General features: G+C 60.5%; 16 protein-coding genes and 3 pseudogenes. 10 read left to right on the top strand and 9 right to left on the bottom strand.

Translation table 11 applies throughout. The features are described from left to right. Positions 1 to 244: 244 nt before the first annotated feature. The 4 genes from RBH10_RS17975 to RBH10_RS17960 all read left to right on the top strand — a co-directional run bounded on the left by RBH10_RS17975 (position 245) and on the right by RBH10_RS17960 (position 3,679). Positions 245 to 1,003, top strand: a complete 759-nt coding sequence (locus RBH10_RS17975) for a response regulator transcription factor (RefSeq protein ID WP_082065983.1) — start codon at positions 245 to 247, stop codon at positions 1,001 to 1,003. Between the two features lie 9 nt (positions 1,004 to 1,012). Further along, a complete protein-coding gene (locus RBH10_RS17970) occupies positions 1,013 to 2,422 on the top strand; it encodes a HAMP domain-containing sensor histidine kinase (RefSeq protein WP_281036278.1) in 1,410 nt (469 codons plus the stop codon). A 190-nt stretch (positions 2,423 to 2,612) separates the two neighbouring features. Beyond that, on the top strand, positions 2,613 to 3,038 hold the full coding sequence (locus RBH10_RS17965; protein ID WP_281036279.1) for a thiol-disulfide oxidoreductase DCC family protein: 426 nt from the start codon (positions 2,613 to 2,615) through the stop codon (positions 3,036 to 3,038). Further along, positions 3,035 to 3,679, top strand: coding sequence for a DUF4166 domain-containing protein (locus RBH10_RS17960; protein ID WP_281036280.1), 645 nt, complete (start codon positions 3,035 to 3,037; stop codon positions 3,677 to 3,679). Before RBH10_RS17965 ends, RBH10_RS17960 begins: the two co-directional genes overlap by 4 nt. A gap of 78 nt (positions 3,680 to 3,757) precedes the next feature. On the opposite strand, the gene RBH10_RS17955 is transcribed toward RBH10_RS17960, so the two are convergent. Continuing rightward, entirely contained in the window at positions 3,758 to 4,618 is an 861-nt protein-coding gene (locus RBH10_RS17955; protein ID WP_281036281.1) for a MipA/OmpV family protein, read from the bottom strand. Between the two features lie 318 nt (positions 4,619 to 4,936). Between RBH10_RS17955 and RBH10_RS17950 the strand changes: the two genes are divergently transcribed. Next, positions 4,937 to 7,903 (top strand): bifunctional [glutamine synthetase] adenylyltransferase/[glutamine synthetase]-adenylyl-L-tyrosine phosphorylase, encoded by a 2,967-nt coding sequence (locus RBH10_RS17950; protein WP_281036282.1) that lies wholly within the window; start codon positions 4,937 to 4,939, stop codon positions 7,901 to 7,903. 221 nt (positions 7,904 to 8,124) lie between these two features. On the opposite strand, the pseudogene RBH10_RS17945 reads toward RBH10_RS17950, so the two are convergent. The 3 genes and pseudogenes from RBH10_RS17945 to pepN all read right to left on the bottom strand — a co-directional run bounded on the left by RBH10_RS17945 (position 8,125) and on the right by pepN (position 13,768). Next, positions 8,125 to 10,460, bottom strand: a pseudogene (locus RBH10_RS17945) (PAS domain-containing sensor histidine kinase). Positions 10,461 to 10,652: 192 nt separating this feature from the next. After that, positions 10,653 to 10,976 (bottom strand): carboxymuconolactone decarboxylase family protein, encoded by a 324-nt coding sequence (locus tag RBH10_RS17940; protein ID WP_045022507.1) that lies wholly within the window; start codon positions 10,974 to 10,976, stop codon positions 10,653 to 10,655. Positions 10,977 to 11,119: 143 nt separating this feature from the next. Beyond that, a complete protein-coding gene (gene pepN, locus RBH10_RS17935) occupies positions 11,120 to 13,768 on the bottom strand; it encodes an aminopeptidase N (RefSeq protein ID WP_281036283.1) in 2,649 nt (882 codons plus the stop codon). Between the two features lie 513 nt (positions 13,769 to 14,281). On the opposite strand from pepN, the gene RBH10_RS17930 reads away from it, so the two are divergent. Next, positions 14,282 to 15,220, top strand: a complete 939-nt coding sequence (locus RBH10_RS17930; protein ID WP_045022511.1) for a DMT family transporter — start codon at positions 14,282 to 14,284, stop codon at positions 15,218 to 15,220. A 160-nt stretch (positions 15,221 to 15,380) separates the two neighbouring features. On the opposite strand, the gene RBH10_RS17925 is transcribed toward RBH10_RS17930, so the two are convergent. The 3 genes and pseudogenes from RBH10_RS17925 to RBH10_RS17915 all read right to left on the bottom strand — a co-directional run bounded on the left by RBH10_RS17925 (position 15,381) and on the right by RBH10_RS17915 (position 17,967). After that, the gene (locus RBH10_RS17925; RefSeq protein ID WP_003497027.1) at positions 15,381 to 15,572 is read right to left on the bottom strand and encodes a hypothetical protein; all 192 of its coding nucleotides are present in this window, start codon (positions 15,570 to 15,572) and stop codon (positions 15,381 to 15,383) included. Between the two features lie 152 nt (positions 15,573 to 15,724). Further along, positions 15,725 to 16,625 (bottom strand): annotated as a pseudogene (locus RBH10_RS17920) (uracil-DNA glycosylase family protein). A gap of 43 nt (positions 16,626 to 16,668) precedes the next feature. Then, positions 16,669 to 17,967, bottom strand: a complete 1,299-nt coding sequence (locus RBH10_RS17915; RefSeq protein WP_281036285.1) for an Hsp70 family protein — start codon at positions 17,965 to 17,967, stop codon at positions 16,669 to 16,671. A gap of 301 nt (positions 17,968 to 18,268) precedes the next feature. Between RBH10_RS17915 and RBH10_RS17910 the strand changes: the two genes are divergently transcribed. Next, entirely contained in the window at positions 18,269 to 19,246 is a 978-nt protein-coding gene (locus RBH10_RS17910) for a diguanylate cyclase (protein ID WP_281036286.1), read from the top strand. Positions 19,247 to 19,268: 22 nt separating this feature from the next. On the opposite strand, the gene RBH10_RS17905 is transcribed toward RBH10_RS17910, so the two are convergent. Beyond that, positions 19,269 to 20,057 (bottom strand): SDR family oxidoreductase, encoded by a 789-nt coding sequence (locus RBH10_RS17905; protein WP_281036287.1) that lies wholly within the window; start codon positions 20,055 to 20,057, stop codon positions 19,269 to 19,271. A gap of 143 nt (positions 20,058 to 20,200) precedes the next feature. Between RBH10_RS17905 and RBH10_RS17900 the strand changes: the two genes are divergently transcribed. Continuing rightward, positions 20,201 to 21,121: a cation diffusion facilitator family transporter gene (locus RBH10_RS17900; protein ID WP_281036288.1), complete on the top strand. Its 921-nt coding sequence runs from the start codon at positions 20,201 to 20,203 to the stop codon at positions 21,119 to 21,121. Positions 21,122 to 21,129: 8 nt separating this feature from the next. Here RBH10_RS17900 and RBH10_RS17895 read toward each other — a convergent pair whose 3' ends face one another. Then, entirely contained in the window at positions 21,130 to 21,501 is a 372-nt protein-coding gene (locus RBH10_RS17895; protein WP_281036289.1) for a cupin domain-containing protein, read from the bottom strand. Between the two features lie 423 nt (positions 21,502 to 21,924). Here RBH10_RS17895 and RBH10_RS17890 point away from each other — a divergent pair. Further along, a pseudogene (locus tag RBH10_RS17890) lies at positions 21,925 to 23,590 on the top strand (electron transfer flavoprotein-ubiquinone oxidoreductase). Positions 23,591 to 23,968: 378 nt separating this feature from the next. Further along, complete coding sequence (locus RBH10_RS17885) at positions 23,969 to 24,709, top strand: pentapeptide repeat-containing protein (RefSeq protein ID WP_281036291.1); 741 nt, start codon at positions 23,969 to 23,971, stop codon at positions 24,707 to 24,709. Positions 24,710 to 24,724: the final 15 nt, after the last annotated feature.

Raw genomic sequence — 24,724 nt, 5'->3', positions numbered from 1 at the left:
ATGGGGCGGTTGAGTATGGCAGGGCGTTGCGGCCCGTTTCTTCTCCCCCGCCGGGGAGAAGACGCCCCAAAGGGTAGACGAGGGGGCAACCTCCCGGTTTATCGCCAATGTCGCCCCATATCCCGCTGCCGCGACCTTCTCCCCGGCGGGGAGAAGAAACAAGCGGCATCCATCCGTCATAGGGGCGATTGTCCCGTCTCAAGGCGCGGATGATGCCAGAGACCAGGTCTTCGGAGGAAACCTCATGGAAAACAAGGCTCACGAAATGTCTGTCGCATCTGTTTCCGGTTGTGTGGAAAAGGGCGAGGGCGCTATTGTCCCGCACATGAAGATTCTTGTTATTGAAGACGATCTCGAGGCTGCGGCCTATATGACCAAGGCGTTCCGGGAAGTCGGCATCGTTGCCGACCACGCGAGCGATGGTGAAAGCGGCCTGTTCATGGGCTGCGAGAATTCCTATGACGTGATGGTAATCGACCGCATGCTGCCACGCCGCGACGGGCTTTCCGTCATCAGCGAGCTGCGCCGGCGCGGCATCGAGACGCCGGTTCTTATCCTTTCCGCACTGGGACAGGTGGACGACCGCGTGACCGGCCTGCGTGCGGGCGGTGACGACTATCTGCCGAAACCCTACGCCTTTTCCGAACTGCTCGCCCGCATCGAGGTGCTTGGCCGCCGCAAGGGCAAGCCCGAGCAGGACATGGTCTACCGGGTCGGCGATCTCGAACTCGACCGGCTGTCGCACGATGTCCGTCGTGGCGGCAAGGAAATCCTGTTGCAGCCGCGTGAATTCCGCCTGCTGGAATATCTGATGAAGAATGCCGGTCAGGTGGTGACCCGCACCATGCTTTTGGAAAACGTCTGGGATTATCATTTCGACCCGCAGACGAATGTGATCGACGTACATGTGTCCCGCCTCCGTTCGAAGATCGAAAAGGACTTCGAAAAGCCGCTGCTGAAGACCATTCGCGGCGCGGGTTACATGATGAAGGACGAGGGCTGATTGGCGAAAATGGTCCGCCTCCAAATATTGTTCCGGTCTACAGCGGTACGCCTTTCAGCGCTTTATATCCTGCTGTTTGCACTCTGCGCCGCCTTCCTCGTGTTTTATGTCACTGCCCTTTCTGAACGGCTCTTGAACCAGCAGACGCGTGATGCGGTGCTGCAGGAAGTGTCGGATGTGCAGCGCATCTACAATCGTGGCGGTATCAACCCGCTTCTGCGGATGATGGACCGCCGCGCGCGCCAGCCGGGGGCGAGCCTTTACATCATCGCTGGTCCGAATGGCGAAATCCTCGCCGGCAATGTCGCCTCCGTGCAGCCGGGCGTGTTCGACAAGGAGGGCTGGACGGGTTTCCCCTTCCGTTACGAGCGTTATTCCGAAAGCGGTGACAGCATCCAGCATATGGCGACCGCCAATGTCTTCATGCTGGATAACGGTCTGCGCATCCTGATCGGCCGCGATCTCGGCGAGCCGACCAAGTTCCGGGCACTGGTGCGCAACGCACTGATGGTGGCGCTTGCCATCATGAGTGCCGGTGCGCTGCTCATCTGGTTCGGTATCGGCCGCAATGCGTTGAAGCGCATCGACCGCATGTCGGTGGCAACCAAGAAGATCATGGCCGGCGATCTTTCGCAGCGCCTGCCGCAGGGCCGCTCCGGCGACGAGTTCGACCGGCTTTCCGGCTCGCTCAATGCCATGCTCGGCCGTATCGAGAAGCTGAACGAAGGTCTGCGGCAGGTCTCCGACAACATCGCCCACGACCTGAAGACACCGCTGACAAGGCTGCGCAACAAGGCTGCCGCAGCACTTGACGACAATGACGAGACGAAACGGCGCGCAGCGCTCGAAGGCATCATCGCCGAATCCGATCAGCTCATTCGCACCTTCAACGCGCTGTTGATGATTTCCCGCGTCGAGGCAGGCTCCATCGCCGCCGAAATGACCGATGTGGATATGTCGGCAATCGCCGCCGACAGCGCCGAGCTTTACGAGCCGGTGGCAGAGGATGCCGGGCTTGCGCTCCAGGCCGAGATCGAACCCGGCCTTTCGGTGCAGGGCAACCGCGAACTGATCGGCCAGGCGCTTTCGAACCTCATCGACAACGCCATGAAATATGCCTGCGAGGGCGAAGGCGACAAGAAACTCGTGGTGCGTCTGGTGATGCAGCCCGATGCGATCGTGCTTTCCGTCGCCGATACCGGCCCCGGCATTCCCGCCGACAAGCGCGGCGAGGTGCTGAAACGTTTCGTGCGGCTGGACGAGAGCCGCTCGAAGCCCGGCACGGGACTTGGCCTGTCTCTGGTGGAGGCCGTGATGGAACTGCACGGCGGATCGCTCGTGCTGTCGGACACGGACGCATCGAATGCCGCCTGTCCGGGGCTGACCATTTCGATGGTCTTTCCCGTTTCCACGCCGTAGGCCGTAACATCTGTCACTCCTGACGACAGCGCCGGCTGGCCATCGACGTGCGCGCAGAAGTTCTTTTCCATTTGAGAAGTAACCATCTTTCGAGATTGAATTGAAAGATCATCGGAAGAATATTCTATAGGGATTATTGCTGCATTTTATTCGGCGATCGCAGCGCGATCGACAGAAGGACTTACGACGGATGGCAGAGATAGCCCCCTTGGCCGGTGACCGGCATGGCCCGATCATTCTGTTCGATGCCGAATGTGTGCTGTGTTCCGTGAATGCGCAATTCGTGCTGCGGCATGACAAGGCCGGATATTTCCGGCTGGCATCCATGCAGGGCGCCGTCGGTACGGAAATCTACCGGCGTCACGGCATGGACCCGAAAAATCCAGCCAGCCTGCTGGTCGTGGACGGCGACAGGGTGCGACAGGATAGCGACGGTGTTCTCAGCATCTACGAGGCGCTTGGCATGCCCTGGCGCCTCCTTGGCATATTGCGCATCATTCCCGCCTTTCTGCGCGATCCCGCTTATCGCTGGGTTGCACGCAATCGCTACCGCTGGTTCGGAAAGCGTGAGCAATGCTGGATAGCGCCACCGGAATACAGGGACAGGATCCTTTGAACATAGCGACGCGGTTGGCGGTTCGTCACGAAGAACCCGACGCTCCCTTGTTTCGCAAGCTTCTTGGGTCCGCCTTCGACGACCTGCCGCCGCGCGTGCGGGAGCTTCACGATAGCGGGCAGGCGCGGGAATGGCGCGGGGTCGCCGAAGTGCGGCGGGGCCGGGGTGTGCTGGCCCGGCTGATTTCGGCGGTCCTCGGTTTTCCGCAGGCGGGAACGCATGTGCCTGTCAGCGTCGCGTTTGCGCCGGACAAGGGAACCGAGCGCTGGATACGGACTTTTGGCGGCAGGCGCTTCTCGTCGACGCAGTCGGTTGGCAAGGGTAGGAATCAATATCTGCTGGAGGAGCGTTTCGGCATCGTCACCGTTGCTTTGGCTCTTGTGCTGGATGGTGGCCGGTTGGCCCTCATTCCCCGGCGATGGAGTGTTCTGGGCATTCCGTTGCCCGGTTTCCTTTTGCCATCGGGGGTGAGTTTCGAGTCGGAGGAGGAGGGCCAGTTCCGCTTCGACGTGGAAATTTCCCTGCCCTTTGTCGGTCTGGTGGTCGCTTACAGGGGAACGCTGGAACCGGCTGCCGGTTCTCCGGAGCATGGCGGCACCAGTGAAGCGCCATGTGGCGCTTCACTGGGTGAGGAGGCGTGAGGGCGATGACGCCTTTCCTCACGGGGGACGTGCCGGGAGTTCGCGGCCGTAGCCGCGTATTCTTCCCGCTCTCGCGGCTTAGAACGTGTAGGCTACGCCCACCATCGCAAAGGGCTGAATATCCTTCTTCGACAGGGGGCTTTCCTTGGCGTCGCCGAGCAGGAAGCCGACGCCGCCGGTGCCGGTGATCGACCAGTTCTCGGTCATAAGGTAAGTGAGGGAGGCGCTGGCGTCGATGCGCTTGAAGCCTGCCTTGGCGTCGTATTTGCGCAGGCCTGAGCGGGCGGATTGGGCCGAGGTTACGCCGAAATAGGATTTCATGTGGTTGTCGTCCGCCCAGGTGGCCGACAGGTCAGCGCCGAAGATGAACTGTTCATATTTATGGGAGACGCTGGCGCCGACGGTGGCGGTCAGGCCTTCGCTGCCGCCGATGGTCTTGTCCACCTTGGCATAGATTTCGAAGGGGTCGACGCCGTAAGCGACGATACCGCCGATCACGCCACCCGCCTTGATGTCGCCCATCCCGCGCAGGTTCTTGCGGTCGTCCTTTTCCTTGCGCCCGGCTTCCCAGCCGCCCTTGATGCCCAGTCTGAAACCGTTCTGGTTCAAGAGATTGACGGTGGCGCCGCTGAAATCGATGTTCAGCGTATCGCCATACTGGACGGAAACCAGCGGAACGGCGCCTACTTCCAGCTTGTCCGAGCCCTCATATTTGGGTGCGTAGGCCGCACCCACACCAAGCGTGATTTTCCACTCACTGGAACTGCTGTAGCGGGCACTGTCGAAATTGCCCGGATCGGCCGCCCTGTCCGATTTGCCGATATCGGCGGCGAAAACGGGCGTAGAGACGACCTGCACCACCGGCAGCGTTGCCAGGCACAACGCCATGGCACGCAGGTTCTTCTGCCATTTCACTGTAAAAATCTGTTTCATGATCATATCCGTTGCAGCGTCGAGCGTTGGAAAACCGGGAGTCGGGTTTCTTTGAGCAGGACGCTACGTGGGTACAATTGCGGAGACATTACGCGGTGCAACATTCGGCGTGCGAAACGAAAGCCGATATGCCGGGCTGGGAAAACATCGGCGTGCGCGGTTTTCCTGATCGCAAAGCGCCCGGCTTTTGTTACAACGTGGAGCGTATGTGCCTGAAGTTTCGGCGATGTGTGGCGGCAGGACGACTTTCGAGGAGAGGTCTGTCCTGATAGCGAAGCACTGCTAAAGGGTGCAGACGAGACAGTCGGAAGAGGGAGAGAGACAGTGACGAAACCCCAAACCGCTGAGAGGCGGCTGAGCGAGGTTCTGCCGGGCGTGATCCGCCCCTATACGCAGACGGAACTGAAATCGGTTCTTTCGACGCTGAAAGACATCGCCAAGGGCGAACCGGCGGTGGCCGCCCTTCTGGCCGGCGAAAGCCAGCTGAAGGACTTCATCGCTGCGGCCTTCACGCTGTCGCCCTATCTGCGCGACATGGCGGCGGCGGATGAGGGGTTGCTGACGCTCGCTATTTCCAAGCCGCTGGAGCCATTGCTGGGCGATCTCGTCCGTGAGGCGCGCGATTGCTGGAGGCCGGGGCAAGAGGGTGGCGTGCCCGCCGAAAACGAGGTGATGTCGCGCCTGAGAATAGCCAAGCGACGGCTCTCCTTCATTGCCGCCCTTGCCGATCTGGCGCGCATCTTCACCGCCCGCGATACGACGCGCTGGCTGAGCGACATGGCGGATGCATCGCTTTCCGCCGCCATCGATCACCTGCTATTGTCAGCCCATGAGAGCGGCAAGCTCAAACTGAAGAATGTGGCCTCTCCCAGCGAAGGCTCGGGGCTGATCGTGCTCGGCATGGGCAAGCTCGGCGCGCGCGAACTCAACTATTCCTCTGACATTGACGCCGTAGTGTTCTTCGAACCCTCGGCGGGCATCATCGACGACCCCTATGCTGCGACGGAGAATTTCGGCCGCATGATGCGCCGCCTCGTGCGCATCATGCAGGAGCGCACCGCCGATGGTTACGTTTTCCGTACCGATCTGAGGCTCCGGCCTGACCCCGGCTCGACGCCGCTTGCCATCCCCGTTGAGGCGGCTCTGCTTTATTACGAGGGCAGGGGCCAGAACTGGGAGCGCGCCGCTTACATCAAGGCGCGGCCGGTGGCGGGCGACATCAAGGCGGGCGAAAACTTCCTACGCGAGTTGACGCCCTTCATCTTCCGCAAATATCTCGATTATGCGGCGATTGCCGATATCCACTCCATCAAGCGGCAGATCCATGCGCATAAGGGCCATGGCGCGATTGCCGTGAAGGGCCACAACGTCAAGCTCGGGCGCGGCGGCATCCGCGAGATCGAGTTCTTCGCGCAGACGCAGCAGCTCATCGCCGGTGGCCGCATGCCGCCACTCCGGGTGCGCTCGACGGAAAGCGCGCTTGCCGCACTGACCGAAGCGAAATGGATCGACGCCGAGACGCGTGACAGCCTGACGGACGCCTACTGGTTCCTGCGCGAAGTGGAGCATCGTATCCAGATGGTGCGCGACGAGCAGACCCATGTGCTGCCTGACACCGAAACGGAATTGAAGCGCATCGCCTTCATGCTCGGTTTTGAAGATACCAAGGCGTTCTCCGAAAAGCTGGAAGAGGTGCTGCGGCTAGTGGAGCGCCGATATTCGGCGCTGTTCGAGCAGGAAACAAAGCTCTCCGGCGAGGCTGGCAATCTGGTCTTCACCGGCCAGAAGGACGATCCCGATACGTTAAAGACACTTGCGGCACTGGGCTTCGGCCGGCCCGAGGATATTTCCCGCGTCATTCGCACCTGGCACAATGGCCGCTACCGGGCAACGCAATCGGTCGAGGCGCGTGAACGGCTGACGGAACTGACGCCGGATTTGCTCAGAGCCTTCGGTGAAAGCAAGCGGGCGGACGAGGCGCTGTTGCGCTTTGATAATTTCCTCTCCGGGCTTCCGGCGGGCATCCAGCTCTTCTCGTTGCTCGGCAACAATCCGGCCCTGCTGGACCTTTTGGTGACGATCATGTCGTCGGCCCCCCGGCTTGCCGAAATTATTGCCGCCCGCCCGCATGTCTTCGATGGCATGCTGGACCCGGCGCTGATGAGCGACGTGCCGACGCGCGAATATCTCGCCCACCGCATGACGAATTTTCTATCCAATGCCCGCCATTACGAGGATATTCTCGATCGGCTGCGCATCTTCGCCGCCGAGCAGCGGTTCCTGATCGGCGTGCGGTTGCTAACCGGCGCGATCCGTGGCGAGATCGCCGCCCGCGCCTTCACCCATCTCGCCGATCTGGTGGTCGAGGCTGCATTGAAGGCCGTTCTGGCGGAGATGGAAGCGGCGCATGGTCCTTATCCCGGCGGGCGCGTGGCCGTCATGGGTATGGGCAAGCTCGGCTCATTCGAGCTGACCGCCGGGTCGGACGTCGATCTCATCCTCCTCTATGACTACGACGATGCCGCCCATGAATCCACCGGCGCAAAACCGCTCGATGTGGTGCGTTATTTCACCCGCGTCACCCAACGGCTGATCGCCGCGCTGTCGGCGCCGACGGCCGAGGGCGTGCTTTACGAGGTCGACATGCGGCTTCGCCCCTCCGGCAACAAGGGGCCGGTGGCGACGCGCATTTCCGCCTTCGAGAAATACCAGCGCGAGGAAGCCTGGACCTGGGAACATATGGCGCTTTCGCGCGCCCGGCTCATCTGCGGCGAAGCCTCGCTGACGGAGGATGCGCGTCGCATCATTGCCTCCGTCCTATCTCAGAAACGGGAGGTGGCGAAAATCTCCGCCGACGTGCTGGAGATGCGCAGCCTCATCGAACAGGAAAAGCCGCCGGAAAATATCTGGGACTTCAAGCTCATCAATGGCGGGCTGATCGATCTCGAATTCATCGCCCAATATCTGGCGCTGGTCGGCCCCGCCAAGGGCCTTGCCCCGCATGAACCCGGCCGTAACACGGCCGAGGCGCTGCAAGTACTGGCCGCCCCGGTGATGGAACAGCAGTCCTTCGACGACTGCATGGCGGCAATGGCGCTTTATACCGAGATATCGCAGATCGTCCGGCTTTGCATCGACGGTGCCTTCAACCCGAAGGAAGCGCCCGCCGGCCTAATCGATCTCGTCTGCCGGGCGGGAGATTGCCCTGATATTTCCACGCTGGAGGGCGAGGTGAAGCGGCTGGCGAAGGCGGTGAGGAAGGCTTTTGTGGCGACGGTGAAGAATGGGTGATGTTGGTGGGTGTGGTTTACCCCCTCTGCCCTGCCGGGCATCTCCCCCACAAGGAGGGAGATCGGCAAGACGCGCTTGTCGCCACTTTATTCTCTGACGTCGAGATGGGCAAAACCTCGCCGCATATCGATCTCCCCACCTGTGGGGGAGATGCCCGGCAGGGCAGAGGGGGGTAAACCACACCCACCAACCCAAAGGCGCGCACGCCACACCCGCCAAGCCTAATGCACCGTGCCGCAATGCCCCGCCGCATGCGGAATGATGATCGTCACCACTGTGCCCTTGCCTTCGCAGGAGCGGATTTTCATCGTCCCCCCATGCAGCCGAACAAGCGAGCGGGAGATGGCAAGGCCGAGGCCGGAGCCGCCCTGGCTTTTGGCGTATTGGCTCTGGACCTGCTCGAAGGGCTGGCCGATCTTGTCGAGCGCCTGGGCGGGGATGCCGATGCCGGTATCGGCGATGGTGAGGATCATGGCTGCCTGATGCACATGGGTGCGCAGCGCGATGCGACCGCCGTCGCCGGTGAACTTCACGGCATTGGACAGAAGGTTGAGCATGATCTGCTTCATGGCGCGGCGGTCGCCCTGCATCGTCAGCCCGGCGCAGACCTTCTGCTGCACGGTGATGTTCTTCTGTTCGGCCTGAATGGCGGTGAGCCGCAGGGTTTCTTCGATCAGCGGCGCCAGATCGATCGTCTCGCGGTTGATGCGCATATGGCCTGCTTCGATCTTCGACATGTCGAGAATGTCGTTGATGACGTTGAGCAGATGCTTGCCGCTGTCGTGGATATCGCGGGCATATTCGGAATATTTCGGCGAGCCGACCGGTCCGAACATCTCGTTTTGCAGGATGTCGGAGAAGCCGAGAATGGCGTTGAGCGGCGTGCGCAGCTCATGGCTCATATTGGCGAGGAATTCGGATTTTGCGAGGTTGGCGGCCTGGGCGCGCTCTTTTTCGGCGAGATAATTTTCGTTGGCGTCGGAAAGCTCCGTCTTCTGCCGCTCCAGTTTGTGCTGCGAGGCGGAAAGATCGCCGATGGTGGCCATCAACCGGCGTTCGGAATCGCGCAGGCGTTCCTGATGGCGCTTCAGAAGCGTGATGTCGGTGCCGACGGAGACGAGGCCGCCGTCACGGGTGCGGCGCTCGTTGATCTGCAGCCAGCGATCGTCGGCAAGCTGCACTTCCGTCATGCGCGAAAGGCCTGACTGGTCGGGGTCCGCAACGCGCCGTTCCACCACCGGGCGTGCAGCGGCCGCATGCACGGCGCTTTTTCCGTACCCGCCACCAGCACGCTGTCCGGCAGGCCGTAAGCCTTCTGGTAATGGGTGTTGCACATCACGAGGCGGTCGTTCTTGTCCCACAGCACGAAGGCTTCCGAGGTGGATTCGATGGCGTCTGCAAGGCGCTGGTCGGCCTCGGCGTAGCGCTGCGCGAGGCGATGCTGCTCGGTTACGTCCATGGCGATGCCGATGACGCGCGGGCCGTTATTGGTGCGGATGACCTGGGCGCGGGCGCGCAGCCAGACATAATGGCCCTTGGCATGGCGCATGCGGAAAATCTGGTCGATCTGGCGCAGATCGCCGCAACCGACGGCGCGGGCAAGCTCGTAGAGGTTCCCATCTTCGGAATGCATCATGCGCGCGGCATCGGAAAAGGACAGCGGCGCGGCCTTCGGCGGCCTGCCGAGGATTTCGTAGAGCGAACCGGACCAGAACATGCGCCGCGTGGAAAGATCGAAGTCCCAGAGGCCGCAGCGACCGCGCGACAGCGCCGTCTCCACCCGCAGGTTCGATTCGGCGAAGATGTCGTCGGCGTCGCGGGCGCGCTTCACCTGCATGTAATAGGCATAGAGCACGACAAGCAGTATCGAGGAAATGCCGGCGAACAGGGTGACGTTCATGGCGATTTCGCTGCGCCAGAAAGAGCGGATCGGCTCAAGCGAGCGCGCCGCGATGACCATGCCGCCATCATCGCCGAAGGGGATCATCGTCGCGTAATGCGGCTGGTTGTCGATATTGGTTTCGATTGTGCCGGGTGCACCCGGAAAACGCTGTACGATGGCGATTTCGGGAAGCAGGGCGGGCAGGGAAGTGCCGATATAAAGCGTGGCGTCCTTGCCGGTGCCCGCGAAAATCCGGCCATTGCTGCCCGACAGAAGCACCATGGTGCCGTCGGCGAGGCTGCCCGACGGCAGGGCTGCAACAAGGCTCGCCTCGGCGCGGCTGCGCTCCTGCGAGGCGAAGACGATACCGTTGTTGATAAGGGCTGCCTTGGCCGTCAGCGCCGTCAGCGCGGTGGAGTGGCGGGCGGCCTCTTCCATGCGGCTGTATTCGGCAACGATGCCCAGCATGCGCGAAGCCGCGATGACGACGAGAAAGGCGAGGATGAGAATGGGGATGAGGCGTTTCAGCAGGGTCTCGACCTGCGGCATCGGGCGGTCGGAGCCATTCATCAAACCCATCAGGTCGCTGGAGAGCCTTTCGCCCCAGGCCGCAAGATCAGAAAATTTGGCATACGGCCGCTCATCGCCCGCAGTCGCCCGCCGCACGTTCGTCATTGTCCCGCCTTCAAGATGTCCCCAGTGATTCGAAGCGCCGCCGCTCGAATATGTCTAGTGAATCAAATGTGATTCGCCGTGTCCAGAGGCAAAAGTTAAAAGAATTTTAACCCTTTGAACCGACTCCGTATTTTTTCGGGACAGCTTGGGACAGTCTGCGCAGCAGCTTGAACTGCGAGAAAAGCCGGCCTGTCAGGAAGCCTTGTCGAAGGCGTCCAGTGCAGGCCCAAGCGCGCTGAGTATGCCATTTCCGGCTGCGGGAAGTCCGGTCAGCACCGCGCTGACGATATCCTCGCGGCTCGCGCCATGCGCCTTGGCCTCAATCACATGGAATGCCAAGCCGCCCTCCAGCCGCAGCGCGGCGAGAATGCCGATATATACGAGGCATTGCGTCCTGGCGTCCAGCGTGGAGGCCGCTCCCAGCCCCTGAACCGCCTGAAGCCAGACCGTTTGATGAGCCGGGGCTTCGGCGATAAAGCGCTGGAAGGAATTGCTGGTGTTGGAAATATCCGCCATCGGAGGTCCTTTTCCGGTTTGCGGCCGGTCCCCGGCCTGTCGCGGACGATCATGTCGCGAAATGCGTTGCGCCGCCTTGACGGAAATCAAGACGGCGCACTGGCATTTTCAAGAATATCGGCCCCAGCTGATGTCGCCGGGTATCATCCCTTCAGGATACGCCCGACGATGTCGCTCACATCCGTCGAAAGGCCTTTTGCTTCGGCAATCGACGAAAGTGCGGCCTTGGCGTGTTCGGCGCGGCTCGCCTCAAGCGAGCGCCAGGAGCGCATGGAGGTGAGAATGCGGGCGGCAAGCTGCGGATTGCGCTTGTCGATGGCGATGATCTGCTCCGCCAGGAACCGGTAGGCGGCCCCATCGGCACGGTGGAAACCGGTGGGATTGGAGAAGGCGAGCGTGCCCACCAGCGACCGGACCCGGTTCGGATTGGTGGCGATGAAATGTTTCGATTTCATCAGCGCCTTGATGCGATCCAGCGCGCCGTCGCCGGGAATGGCGGCCTGCAGCGAGAACCACTTGTCGAGAACGAGCGCATTATCGGCAAAGCGCGCCTCGAAGGCGGCAAGCGCCTCTTTGGTTTCCACGCTGTCGGGGAAGCGCTGAGTCAGGACGCTAAGTGAGTGCGCAAGGTCTGTCATGTTGCTGGCATCGGCATAGGCCTTTGCCGCCCGCGCCGGCGTTCCCTCAGCAAAGGCGAGATAGTTGAGCGCACCGTTGCGCAGCGAGCGGCGCCCGGCACTGTCAGCATCGGGGCTGTAGGCCTCGCCGTTACCCGCGCAGTCGGCAAGTTGCCGGAAGGTTTCAAGCCCGGCAGTCGCAATGGCCTTTATCGTGGCGTTGCGCGCCTTGTAGATGGCTTCGGGATCGTAGCCGCCGCCCAGTTCACGGGCAATGTCCGTTTCGCTTGGCAACGCCAGCGCCTGCGCGCGGAAAGCGGGTTCGACCGCCGCATTGCCGGCGATTTCGATCAGCGTTGCGGTGAGGTCCGCATCCGTGCGCACCTCTTTGCCGTTCTGCACGGCCTTGGTGGCGGCAATCAGCGCCGGCAAAGCGAGATCGGTGAGCGCCTGGAAACGGGCGAACATATCCGTCTCGTGCCGGGCGATCTGTACCAGATCGGCGGCAGTCTGTTCGAAATGCAGGTTGATCGGGGCCGAGAAGCTGCGGTTGATCGACAGCACCGGCCGCGAGGAAATGCCGGAGAAGGAGAATGTCTGGTTACGTTCGGTCAGGTGCAGCACGCCGTTGCGGTATTCGCCGCCTTCGACAGCCTGCGGTTCGGCGATCTGGCCGTTATCGAGGATAAGCGCCAGCGACAGCGGGATATGGCGGGGATGTTTCACCGGCTGGCCGGGGGTGGGGGCAACCGTCTGTTCCAGCGTCAGCCTGAAGGTGGCGTTGGCGGCGTCGTAAGCGGACGAGACAGAGACGAGCGGCGTTCCGGCCTCGGTGTACCACAGCGAAAACTGGGTGAGGTCGCGACCGCTGGCATCGGCAAAACTCTTGACGAAATCCTCGACGGTTGCCGCTTCGCCGTCATGGCGTTCGAAATAAAGGTCCATGCCTTTCTTGAAGTCGTCTTCCCCAAGGATCGTGGCGATCATGCGGGTGACTTCGGCGCCCTTTTCATAGACGGTCGTCGTGTAGAAGTTGTTGATTTCGCGATAGGTATCGGGACGCGGCGGGTGTGCCAGCGGACCGGAATCCTCCGGGAACTGCTCCGATTTCAGGTGGCGCACATCGGCGATGCGCTTGACCGGGCGCGAGCGCATGTCGGCGGAAAATTCCTGGTCACGATAGACCGTCAGGCCTTCCTTCAGGCAGAGCTGGAACCAGTCGCGGCAGGTGATGCGGTTACCCGTCCAGTTGTGGAAATATTCATGCGCGATAATGCGCTCGATATTGGCATAGTCAGCATCGGATGCGGTTTCCGGGTCGGCCAGCACGAATTTGTCGTTGAAGACGTTGAGACCCTTGTTCTCCATCGCGCCCATGTTGAAATCGGACACGGCGACGATCATGAAGATATCGAGATCGTATTCGCGGCCGAAACGCTCCTCGTCCCATTTCATCGAACGTTTCAGCGCGTCCATGGCATAGGCCGCGCGCGGCTCCTTGCCGTGCTCGACATAAATCTTCAGCGCCACCTCGCGGCCGGACATGGTGGTGAAGGTATCTTCCACCACGCCAAGATCGCCGGCGACGAGCGCGAAGAGATAGCTGGGTTTCGGATGCGGATCGAACCAGGCAGCGAAGTGCCGGCCTTCATCATAATTGCCGCCACCCAGAAAGTTGCCGTTTGAGAGCAACAGAGGATTGCCTTCCTTGGCGGCGATGATCGTCACCGTATAGGGCGCCAGAACATCCGGCCGATCCGGGAAATAGGTGATGCGGCGGAAACCTTCCGCCTCGCATTGGGTGCAATAGACGCCGTTGGTGCGGTAAAGCCCCATCAGCTGCGTATTGACCTGCGGATTGATGTAATTGGTGATACAGATCTCGAAGGGAGCTTCTGCCGGCAGATCGCGGATGGTCAGGCTATCCGGCGTCGCGTCATATTGGCTCGCGGGGACATCCACCTGATCGAGCAGCAGGCCCGAAAGCTTCAGTTCGTCGCCATCGAGAACGAGCGGCGCTGCCACGTCGGCGCCCTCTCGGCGATGAAAGATCAGACGGGCTTCGACCTTGGTATTCTTGGGGTCGAGTTCGAAGGTGAGATCCACCCGCTCCAGAACGAAATCGGTGGGGCGGTAATCTGCCAGGTGAACGATCTGGCCCGTGTCTGTTCGCATGACTGTTCCTGAATAACTTTGTCGTTGTTCTCCGGGCATCATGTCGTCATAAGGCCCGGATGTAAAATAGGTGCAGTATTCGTCACATTCATGTGCGCGTCGGAGGACGTTCTGTCCCGCCATGGAAGGCTTCTCCGGCCCTGCAGACGATCCCCCCGCCGCCGGACCTGCGGACCATGCCAGCAAATGTTGAACGATTGCTGAAATTGTATTTTATTTTCTTCAAATTTTAGCGCGCCGGTTTTAGCCGACTATGCTTTGCATGCCCAGACACTTCTGCTTCCGTCATTGCGGCTCAAGGCTGGCGTGACGGATGTGAGGAGGTCTCAAGCCGAGGAAAACAATCCCCCTCCACAATTAGATCAACCGAATTCATGGGTGAATAATAATTTTTGATGCAAGCGTCGGGGTAATTGTTCTAGCCTTGCAAAAGTCCAATCCCCCTTGCGTCGTCCTTCCCCCGTGAAAAATTACCCGATGGCGTGTTTGCGCAGCCGATATGAGTAACTGCCGATGAACGCCGAACCGACAAATCCCTTTCGGGGGATAAGCCTGAAGCTGATTTCGGTCGGCTTTTTTCTGGTGATGCAGACCTGTATCAAGGCCTCCGGTCCCGATGTGCCGGCGGGCCAGATCACCTTCTTCCGCTCCGCTTTCGCCATCATCCCCATTGTCATTTATCTTGCCTGGCTGCATGCGCTGACAAGCGCGCTGCACACCAACAATCTCTTCGGCCATTTCAAGCGCGGTTTTCTTGGCATTCTCTCCATGGCCTGCGGGTTTTATGGCCTGACTTTGCTGCCGCTGCCGGAATTCATCGCCATCGGTTACGCCTCGCCGCTACTCGCCGTCGTGTTTGCGGCCTTCATCCTGCGCGAGAAGGTGCGCATCTACCGCTGGAGCGCGGTTTTCGTCGGCATGATGGGCGTGCTGGTGATCCTGTGGCCGAAGATGACGCTGTTGCGCGAAGGCGGTTTTGCCGCGGGCGAGGGGCTGGGCGCTATTGCCGTGCTCTGTGGTGCAGCGCTCGGCGGTCTTGCAATGATCCAGGTGCGGCAACTGGTGGACACGGAAAAGACGCCGACCATCGTGCTTTATTTCTCGCTCACCGCCACATTGCTGTCGCTGGTCAGCGTGCCTTTCGGCTGGAGCGCCCTGGATGCGAAACAGGCCATGCTGCTGATCACCAGCGGCATTTGCGGCGGTGTCGCGCAGATCTTCCTGACGGAGAGCTATCGCCATGCGGAGGTCTCCACCATCGCGCCTTTCGAATACAGCTCCATCGTGTTCGGGATCGCGGTCTCCTACATCCTGTTCGGAGACATTCCCACGCTCACCATGCTGATCGGCACGGCAATCGTGATTTTTGCGGGCATCTTCATCATTTTCCGCGAGCATCAATTGGGGCTGGCGAGACGCGCGGCGCGCAAGGCCTCGACGCCGCAGGGGTGATGCACCCAATGTGCCTGATGTCACAAGCCGTACGGCATCTTCGGCCAAAGCCGCTGTCGTGTCGGCGCCCAGTCCCGCAAAAGCAAAAGGCGCCCTCCCGAAGAAAGACGCCAGCGCGCAATCATAGATGTGGACAGGCTTTAAACCTGTCTGAGTGCTCTCAGCGCTCGCGGAAATCCGCGAAGACAGCTGCAGGACGTGTGACGCGAACCTGCTGCATGGCAGCACGTGCGGTCATCTGTTCGTTAGCGGCAGCGCCGAAACGATGGTAACCCTGACTGGAGCGTGGGCCGAGGCCCGCCAGTCGGAGCGTTTCAAAGCCGGAATGTACCGGACGGAAGCGAGTGGTCATTGCCTTGGTTCCTTAAACCGAATTCCTCCCAAGACACGTTCGCCTTATCGCAGTGCAGCATGGATTCGGCAAGCCGGGCCAGCGCGTCGCTGTTATGCGTAATGCGCATGGCTTTTTTCATACTTCGTTTACGTTGAGTAAGAATCAGGCAATCAGCCTTCGGAGATTTTAGCCTGAAACGCCAATAAATCCTGCCATGCCAATGACTTGCTGGCAGGAGCGTTTAGAAGTTCCTGCGGATGCAGGCTGGCCAGCGCCGGTAAAACCAGGTGTCCGGCTGCGACATCACGCCACTGTCCGCGCAGCGTATGGATCGTTCCCGTACCGCCAAAAAAGAAACGTGCGGTCAAGTTGCCAAGAAGCAACAGGTGTTTCGGCTCCGCAAGGGCGATCTGGCGCTCGATGAAGGGGCGGCAAATATCCATTTCGGCCTGCGTCGGCGGGCGGTTGCCCGGTGGCCGCCAGGGCACGACATTGCCGAGCATGATGCCGGAGCGCTCAAGGCCGATTGCGGCCAGCATGCGGTCGAGCAGAAGCCCGGTCTTGCCGGCAAAAAGCAGGCCCTCGCGGTCATCATCCGCATCCGGCATGGGGCCGATGACCATGACGGCGGAAGCGGGATCGCCCTCGGTGAAAACCGTGTTGCGGGCGCTGTTCTTGAGGTTGCAGCCGCTGAAACCCTCAAGCGCGGTTTTCAGTTCGGAAAGCGACCTTGCGCTTTCCGCCGCAAAACGTGCGGCTGCCACGGCCTGTTCGTCCGGCATGGCGACATTTGGCTGAACTGCGGGAGCGGGCGGCGCGCCTCTCGTCGGGGCGGTACGACCTGCAGGCTGCCGCTGAGGAGCATCGGCACGACGCTCTGTTCCGCCGTCCATCTGGCGTGCGGGTGCGGAATTTTTCCTGTCGCGCTGCCGGACGGGCAGCGCGGGCGGCGGCAAATTCGGCAAAACGGTCAACCGGCCCATCTTCCAGCAACCAGTCCACGCCCGCATCCGCATGGAAATGCAGAAGCGCGGCGAGTTCGGCCGGGGAAAGGTCGTGAGCGGCGATCATGGGGGGAAATTATCCCATGTTCCCCGCCCGGGGAACCCGTAAATCACGCTGTCCAGCGCTGAATGTCGCCGCTTTCGCCAATCATGGCGAGACCATGGGCAATCGAGAGCAACTCGCCGCCGGTTTCGATCCGGTCCGCGTCGAAACGGCGGGTGAAAAGCTCGCGCACCGCCGGCACGAAGGAGGTGCCGCCGGTCAGGAACACCTTGTCGATTGCTTCGGGTGCGACTTGCGTCTTTTCCAGAACCTCGTCCAGCGCGCCTTCGATCTTGGCGAGGTCGTCGGCGATCCAGTTGTTGAAATCGCTGCGCTTGACCATCTTGCGGCCGGCCTTGCCGAGCGGCGCGAAGTTGAATTCCGCTTCTTCGGCCGAGGACAACGCCATCTTGGTGGCGGAAATCGACTGATAGAGCGGGTAACCCTCGTCGTGCTCCACCAGATCGATGAAGAGTTCGAGTTTGTCCGGCTCGAGCGCCGAGCGCACCAGCGATTTCAGATCGGTGAATTCCTTCGAGGTCTTGAAGATCGATAGCTGGTTCCAGCGGCCGAAATTCACGTAATAGCCGGAAGGAACGTCCAGCACCTTGTCGAAACTCTTGAACTTGCTGCCCTTGCCGATTTCTGGCGAGACCAGATTGTCGATCATGCGGAAGTCGAAATGGTCGCCTGCCACGCCCACACCGGAGTGACCGATAGGGGTGGCGGAAAGCTTGCCGGCATGGGTCTCGAAACGGATCAGCGAATAGTCGGTGGTGCCGCCGCCGAAATCCGCCACCAGCACATTGGCGTCCTTTTTCAGGCTCTGGGCGAAATAATAGGCGGCCGCTACCGGCTCGTAGACATAGTGGATATCAGGAAAACCAGCGCGGGTCAGCGCTTCGTTATAACGGGCAAGCGCAAGGGTTTCGTTCGGATTGCTGCCGGCGAAACGCACAGGCCGGCCGGCGATGACGGTCGAAACGTCGCTCGGCCATTCCGCGCCCGCATAGGTTTTCAGCTTGCGCAGGAACACGTCCATCAGGTCTTCGAAGCTCTGGCGCTTGGCGAAGATCAGCGTGCCCTGAAACAGCGGCGAGGCCGCAAACGTCTTGATCGACTGCAGAAAACGGCAATCGCCCGCATTGTCGATGAATTGGCGGATGGCGGCATGGCCCGCTTCCACATGCAGGGCGGCAGCGCCGAGGCCCGAATCCTTCATGAAGGAGAGCGCGGTGCGCATGCTGTCATCCGTGCCCGCGCTGCTGGTAAACTGCATGGAACGGCTTTCGCCGCTACCGTCGGAAAGAGCCATGACCGTGTTGGTCGTGCCGAAATCGAGGCCCAGTGCACGCTTTTGCGTCATCGCCATATCCTTGTCGCCGATAGAAATGCTCGCCCGGCCTGAGAGGTGGCCCGACGTGAAAATAAAGGACGCCTTTGGCGTCCCGATGTCAGAGGAGGGCGGTTGATTGCATAAGCCCGCCGGAATGGCAAGCGCCGCCTACGCGTTTATTGTGACATTTGCATGAAGTAATTGCCGAGGAGGGGCCGGTCCTTGATGCGTGCATTAAATATTTTTTCGCACAAGCCGAGTATAAATCCGAAATATATCCTTGATGAATAGATTTTGCTTTATGTTGTTGCGTTTGTAAACGGAAGCCTCGATGTCCCACAAGCCGGCCCGTTCCGCCCTCGAAGAAGCGCCACCCGAGCGGGCGGTTCTCGTGCGCGGCGACGCGGAAAGTTTCAACCACCACCTCATGGATCTGATGGAGGCGTCGCAGCAGGGTTATGCCCTTTTCGACGGTGGTGATGAGCTGCGCTTCGCCAATACGGCGTTCCGCGAGGCGCTCGGCATAGGGCCGGACGATTTCCCGAGCTGGATGGAGCTGATGCGCGGCGGTTATCGCAGTTCCACCGGCACCGCCATTGAAACCTCCGATTTCGAACTGTGGTTACGCTCTGCAAAAACACGACGCGGCAAATTACCCTTCCGTACCATCGAGACCAGCCTCAATGACGGGCGCTGGATACTGACGACGGAAACGACCCTGCCGGGCGGCTGGATGTTGTGCGTCATTACCGATGTCTCCGAACTCGGTGTCGAATTGCGTGATCTCAGGCAGGAGCGCGACAAGGCATTGAAATCGGCCTTGAGCGACGAACTCACGGGCCTTGGCAACCGCCGTTACGCCATGGAAATTCTCAACCAGATGCTTGGCCCCAACAAGGCCCAGGCATTGGCGGTGATCATCATGGATATCGATCACTTCAAGTTGGTCAACGACCGCTTCGGACATGCGAGCGGCGATCTGGTCCTGAAGGATTTCGCCGGACGTCTCTGCGCCGCTGTCGGCCGCGACGATCTGATCGGCCGGATCGGCGGTGAGGAATTTCTGCTTGTTCTCAGCGGTTCGCGAATGCTGAGCGCGGAAAGCGTCATGCAGCAACTGCTGTCGTCGTTGACCACGGCATCGCCGCTGAGCGAGGTGCCGGATTTCCGCTATAGCTGCTCGGCGGGCATTGCGTTTGCCAATCCCGGCGAGAGCGCCAGCGAGGTGCTGCGCCGAGCCGACACCGCGCTCTATGAAGCCAAAAATACGGGCCGAAACCGCTTCGTGATTTACGGAGCGGCTTCTTGACCGGCCTTAACTCTTTTTAACGTCAGTTCGATTTCGCCGCGCCGCCATCTACCCTGAGCATCGTGCCGGTGATGTAGCTGGCCGGCACGGAGCAAAGGAAGGCGCCGGCGGCGGCGAATTCCTCCACCGAGCCGAGGCGGCCGGCCGGAATGCTCTTGACGGAGGCCTCGCGGATTTCCTCGATGCTTTTGCCCTGACGCTTGGCGTTGGCGCTATCCAGCTCGTCGATACGGTCGGTATGGATGCGGCCGGGCAGGAGAAGGTTGGAGGTGACGCCAAAGGCGGCCACTTCACTCGACAATGTCTTGCTCCAGCCGACAAGTGCGCCGCGCAGCGTGTTGGAAAGCGCCAGATTGGGGATGGGTTCGAACACGCCGGAGGAGGCGACGGTCAGGATGCGGCCAAAGCCCTGTTCCTTCATCTGCGGCAGCAGCGCATTGGTGAGCGTGATGACCCGCAGCACCATCGACTGGAAGAAGCCCTCCAGTTTCTCGGCGGTGATCTCCTGCGCGGTACCCGGTGTCGGGCCACCGGTGTTGTTGACGAGAATATCGATGCCGCCGAGCTTGTCGTTCACGGCCTGAACCATGGCCTCGACGAAATTGTCCTCGGCAAGGTCGCCCCACACCCAGTCGGCCTTGCCTTTGCCGAGCGCGTTGATCGCCTTGCAGTTCGCATCCAGCTTTTCGCCGCTTCTGCCGACGAGAAGGACATGTGCGCCTTCCTTCGCCAGCGCCGTCGCAATGCCCAGCCCAAGGCCGCGAGAGGAGGCGAGAACGAGAGCGCGTTTGCCGGAAATGCCGAGATCCATGGGTTTTGTCCTGTCCTGTTTGCACCAGATCAACGAATGAGAGCGGGTTTTCGGGCGAAAATCGTATAGATTTTTCGCTATCCCGCTCCATCTGTGCTGTTTATAGGAAGGCGGCGCCCGCTTTTGAAGGTGAAATACGCGTCATGACGGAACAATCTCTACTTAAATTCTCCATCGCCATCACGGTTCTTCTGGCCGTGTTCGGCATTGGTGCGGGCTTGTTCTCCGGTTCCTTCGCGGTGGTGTTCGATGGCGTTTATGCCCTGACCGACGCTTTCATGACGGTGCTGGCGCTCTTGGTAGCACGGTTGATCGCCGCCTCCGCCGCGCCCAGGCCCGGTGGCCGGCTGGCGGAGCGTTTCACCATGGGCTTCTGGCATCTGGAACCGATGGTGCTCGGCCTTAACGGCACGCTCTTGATGGGGGCTGCGATCTATGCCCTGATCAATGCCGTCGACAGCCTGATGGATGGCGGCAGATCGATCGAGTTCGATTACGCCGTCATCGTCACCTTCGTCAGTTTTGCCGTCTCACTCGCCATGGCGTGGTTCGTCAGAGGGCAAAACCGCAAGCTGAAATCCGCCTTCGTGGCGCTGGACGCCAAAAGCTGGCTGATGAGCGCGCTGTTGAGCGTGGCACTGTTTGCCGCCTTCTCCATCGGTTACGGGCTCACGGGAACGACCCATGCGTGGATCGCCCCCTATATCGACCCCGCCGTGCTGGCGCTGGTCTGCCTTATCATCATTCCCATGCCGCTCGGCAATGTGAAACAGGCGCTTGCGGACATACTTATGGTCACGCCGCTGGAGTTCAAACAGCATGTGGACAGGGTGGCGGGAGAAACCATCGAAAAATTCGGCTTCTCCTCGCATTATTCCTACGTGGCGAGGGTAGGGCGCGGCCGGCAGATCGAACTGTTCTTCATCGTGCCGAAAAACTGGCCACCCCGGCGTCTGGAGGAATGGGACGCCATCCGCGACGAGATCGGCAATGCGCTCGGCGGCGAAAGCTCCGACCGCTGGCTGACGATTGTGTTCACCACGGATGAGGAATGGGCGATCTGAGGGGCGCTTCAGATCCAGATATCATTCTGGGCTGTGCGGTCACCGCCAGCCTTTCCAGTGTTGAGGACGCCGCGCGGCTCGATCAACAGAAGATGGACCTCCTTCTCCGCAAAGGGCTTATGCTCGACCCCCTTGCCAACAACGAACATCTCGCCGGGGCCGATCGAAACCGCTCCGTCGCGAAAATCGATGCGTAGCTGGCCCTGGAGAACGATGAACGTCTCATCCGTATCGGGGTGATCATGCCAAACGAAATCCCCTTCGATACGGACCACCTTGAACTGGTAGTCGTTCATTTCCGCGATAACCCGCGGCTGCCAGAGATCGGCGATCTTTGCGATCTTTTCCGAGAACTTGATGGACTGGTGTGTGGTTTTCACTCTGTCTTGCTCCTTTTTGACTGAACAAGCCTAGGGATTTCGACCATTCTCGTCTTGAACGATTGTGCAGTTTCAGACGTTTAACTCGCCTGTAGAAATGGTGTGCCTGTGTCATGTGCCGTGCTTATTACCGCCTCGCCACCAAGGCCAATTACCCTTGACGCCCATATCAGCTGCTCCTATTCTGAACCTTACGTGCACGTAAAAGTAATAAAATAGTCGTCAGGTTGTCTGACAATAGACTGGCGTGCGACATGTTTTGCCGCTATGGAAGCTCGACAAAGGCGTCGTGCTTTGCGAAGACAGGCTAGGGCGAATGTGTTGGTGCAGACGGGCTTTTCGGCCTGTGTAGGCAATGCGGTGCGAATGCCGGGAAGCGAATATAACAACAGCCGGATGGGACCGGCGAGGTGAGAGGACAAGATGACGGAAGCGATGGAACTGCCGGAACGCGAAGCGATGGAATTCGACGTTGTGATCGTTGGTGCGGGTCCTGCGGGCCTTGCGGCCGCGATCCGTCTGAAGCAGGTCGAGTCGGAGCTTTCGGTCGTCGTTCTGGAAAAGGGCGCCGAAGTCGGCGCGCATATCCTCTCGGGCGCCGTGGTCGATCCCATCGGCATCGACCGGCTTCTGCCCGGTTGGCGCGAAGAGGAGGGGCATCCCTTCAAGACCGAGGTCACGGACGACCAGTTCATGTTCCTGGGCCCGGCTGGCTCCATCCGTCTGCCGAATTTCATGATGCCGCCGCTCATGAACAATCACGGCAATTACATCGTCTCGCTTGGGCTGGTCTGTCGCTGGCTGGCGGAAAAGGCGGAAGCGCTCGGCGTCGAGATCTATCCGGGCTTTGCCGCCACCGAAGTGCTTTATAACGACGAAGGCGCTGTCATCGGCGTCGCCACCGGCGACATGGGCATCGAGAAGAACGGCGAACCTGGCCCCGCCTTCACCCGCGGTATGGAGCTGCACGGCAAATATGTGCTTGTTGGAGAGGGCGTGCGCGGTTCGCTTGCCAAGCAGCTGATCGCCAAATTCGACCTGTCGAAGGATCGCGAGCCGCAGAAATTCGGCATCGGCATCAAGGAACTCTGGCAGGTCAAGCCGGAACACCACAAACAGGGCCTCGTGCAGCACTCCTTCGGCTGGCCGCTCGGTTTCAAGACCGGCGGCGGTTCGTTCCTGTATCATCTGGAAGACAATCTCGTCGCCGTCGGCTTCGTGGTGCATCTCAATTACAAGAACCCCTATCTTTATCCTTTCGAGGAATTCCAGCGCTTCAAGACGCATCCGGCCATCCGCGATACCTTCGAGGGCGGCAAGCGCATCTCCTATGGCGCGCGCGCGATTACCGAAGGCGGTTACCAGTCGGTGCCGAAGCTGACTTTCCCTGGCGGCGCGTTGATCGGCTGTTCGGCTGGTTTCGTCAACGTGCCGCGCATCAAGGGCAGCCACAATGCGGTGCTCTCGGGCATGCTGGCAGCGGAGAAAATCGCCGTGGCGATTGCCGCCGGCCGCGCCCATGACGAGGTGGCGGAGATCGAGGCCGAATGGCGCGACGGCGATATCGGCAAGGACCTGAAGCGGGTGCGCAACGTCAAACCGCTGTGGTCGAAGTTCGGCACACTGGTCGGCGTCGGCCTTGGCGGTCTCGACATGTGGACCAACCAGCTGTTCGGTTTCTCCTTCTTCGGCACGCTGAAGCACGGCAAGACGGATGCACAGAGCCTGGAACCGGCCTCGAAGCACAAGCCGATCGCCTATCCGAAACCGGATGGCGTTCTGACCTTCGACCGGCTGTCATCGGTGTTCCTCTCCTCCACCAACCATGAAGAGGACCAGCCGGTGCATCTTCAGGTGAAGGATATGGAGTTGCAGAAGCGTTCCGAACACGACATCTATGCCGGCCCTTCGACGCGTTATTGTCCCGCCGGTGTTTATGAGTGGGTGGAGAAGGACGGCAAGGAAACTTACGTCATCAACGCCCAGAACTGCGTGCATTGCAAGACCTGCGATATCAAGGACCCCAACCAGAACATCAACTGGGTGCCGCCGCAGGGGTGGTGAGGGGCCGGTCTACGCCAATATGTAATATTGGTGCCGGCCCGCCGACAACCTTCGTCATGCTCGGGCTTGTCCCGGGCATCTGCAATCGATTGATTTTACGAGACGTGGTTGGATCCTCGGGACAAGCCCGAGGATGACGTCGCGTGGTGTTTGATCGCCAAAGGCTCTTTCACGGCGCGGACACGCCATGGCTGGATGCCTGCTCAATGCCGTCATGACGGAGGAGAGGCGTCGAAAGCCTCTTTCCCCCCAGTATTTGTGGATTGCCCTTCGATTTCTTACATATAGGATGTTGGGGTGTTGTACCGTCGCGTGGCCCATGGATTGTGGGTCAGGGATGCGGTAACGCCTTGAATGTGCATATGTTGCGTCTGGGCCGTGGCCCGGCGGCGGGAGTGAAAGAATGTCCGGCTTTCAAAGGCTGAATATCGTGCGGAATACAAGGTTCGTCGCCGGTTTGGCAGCAGGTGTGGTGGTTGCCGCGTCACTCAGTGGCGGTCCTCTGATGGCCGCCAGCTGCCGCGCCGACGCCATGGCCGGCATAGACTGGCGCGAATGCAACAAGCGCCTTCTGATGCTGGGTGGCAGCAATCTCGATGCGGCGATGCTTTACGGCACGGATTTCACCTATACCGATTTGCGCGGCTCGTCATTTAAGGGCGCCAATCTCGAAAAGGCGAAACTCATCCGCGCCGCGTTGGGAGAGGCGAACCTGCAGGGCGCCAATCTGACCAAGGTGGAAGCCTATCGCAGCGACTTTACCGCCGCCGACGCCACCAGTGCCAAATTCAACAATGCGGAAATGCAGCGGACCAATTTCACCAAGGCCAAGCTCGACGGCGCGGATTTTACCAAGGCCGAACTCGGGCGCGCCGATTTTCACGATGCCAGCCTATCCGGTTCGAAATTTTCCCTGACCAACCTGTCGCGTGCCAGTTTTGCAGGTGCAAATTTTGGCGGTCCGGTGGATTTCGCCAATGCCTTCCTGCTACTGACCCGGATAGAGGGGGTCGATCTTTCCGCCGCCACCGGCCTTGAGCAGAAGCAGATCGATATCGCCTGCGGTGACGCCAAGACGAAATTGCCGAGCGGCCTGACCACGCCCGCCGCATGGCCGTGCCCGGAAGATCCGGAAGACGACTGATAGAGAAGGCGCGCG

The sequence above is a fragment of the Rhizobium sp. AN73 genome (genome assembly GCF_030757975.1).
Lineage (GTDB): Bacteria > Pseudomonadota > Alphaproteobacteria > Rhizobiales > Rhizobiaceae > Agrobacterium > Agrobacterium arsenijevicii.
Note: the sequence above shows the minus strand (reverse complement) of the source record. Positions and strands in the feature narration are given on the sequence as shown.

Coding starts and splice junctions, on each gene's coding strand:
- RBH10_RS17940 (WP_045022507.1), bottom strand. CDS start 10,976: ATGGCGGATATTTCCAACACCAGCAATTCCTTCCAGCGCTTTATCGCC.
- RBH10_RS17925 (WP_003497027.1), bottom strand. CDS start 15,572: ATGACCACTCGCTTCCGTCCGGTACATTCCGGCTTTGAAACGCTCCGA.
- RBH10_RS17965 (WP_281036279.1), top strand. CDS start 2,613: ATGGCAGAGATAGCCCCCTTGGCCGGTGACCGGCATGGCCCGATCATT.
- pepN (WP_281036283.1), bottom strand. CDS start 13,768: ATGCGAACAGACACGGGCCAGATCGTTCACCTGGCAGATTACCGCCCC.
- RBH10_RS17900 (WP_281036288.1), top strand. CDS start 20,201: ATGACGGAACAATCTCTACTTAAATTCTCCATCGCCATCACGGTTCTT.
- RBH10_RS17885 (WP_281036291.1), top strand. CDS start 23,969: ATGTCCGGCTTTCAAAGGCTGAATATCGTGCGGAATACAAGGTTCGTC.
- RBH10_RS17910 (WP_281036286.1), top strand. CDS start 18,269: ATGTCCCACAAGCCGGCCCGTTCCGCCCTCGAAGAAGCGCCACCCGAG.
- RBH10_RS17930 (WP_045022511.1), top strand. CDS start 14,282: ATGAACGCCGAACCGACAAATCCCTTTCGGGGGATAAGCCTGAAGCTG.
- RBH10_RS17955 (WP_281036281.1), bottom strand. CDS start 4,618: ATGATCATGAAACAGATTTTTACAGTGAAATGGCAGAAGAACCTGCGT.
- RBH10_RS17970 (WP_281036278.1), top strand. CDS start 1,013: ATGGTCCGCCTCCAAATATTGTTCCGGTCTACAGCGGTACGCCTTTCA.
- RBH10_RS17905 (WP_281036287.1), bottom strand. CDS start 20,057: ATGGATCTCGGCATTTCCGGCAAACGCGCTCTCGTTCTCGCCTCCTCT.
- RBH10_RS17975 (WP_082065983.1), top strand. CDS start 245: ATGGAAAACAAGGCTCACGAAATGTCTGTCGCATCTGTTTCCGGTTGT.
- RBH10_RS17915 (WP_281036285.1), bottom strand. CDS start 17,967: ATGACGCAAAAGCGTGCACTGGGCCTCGATTTCGGCACGACCAACACG.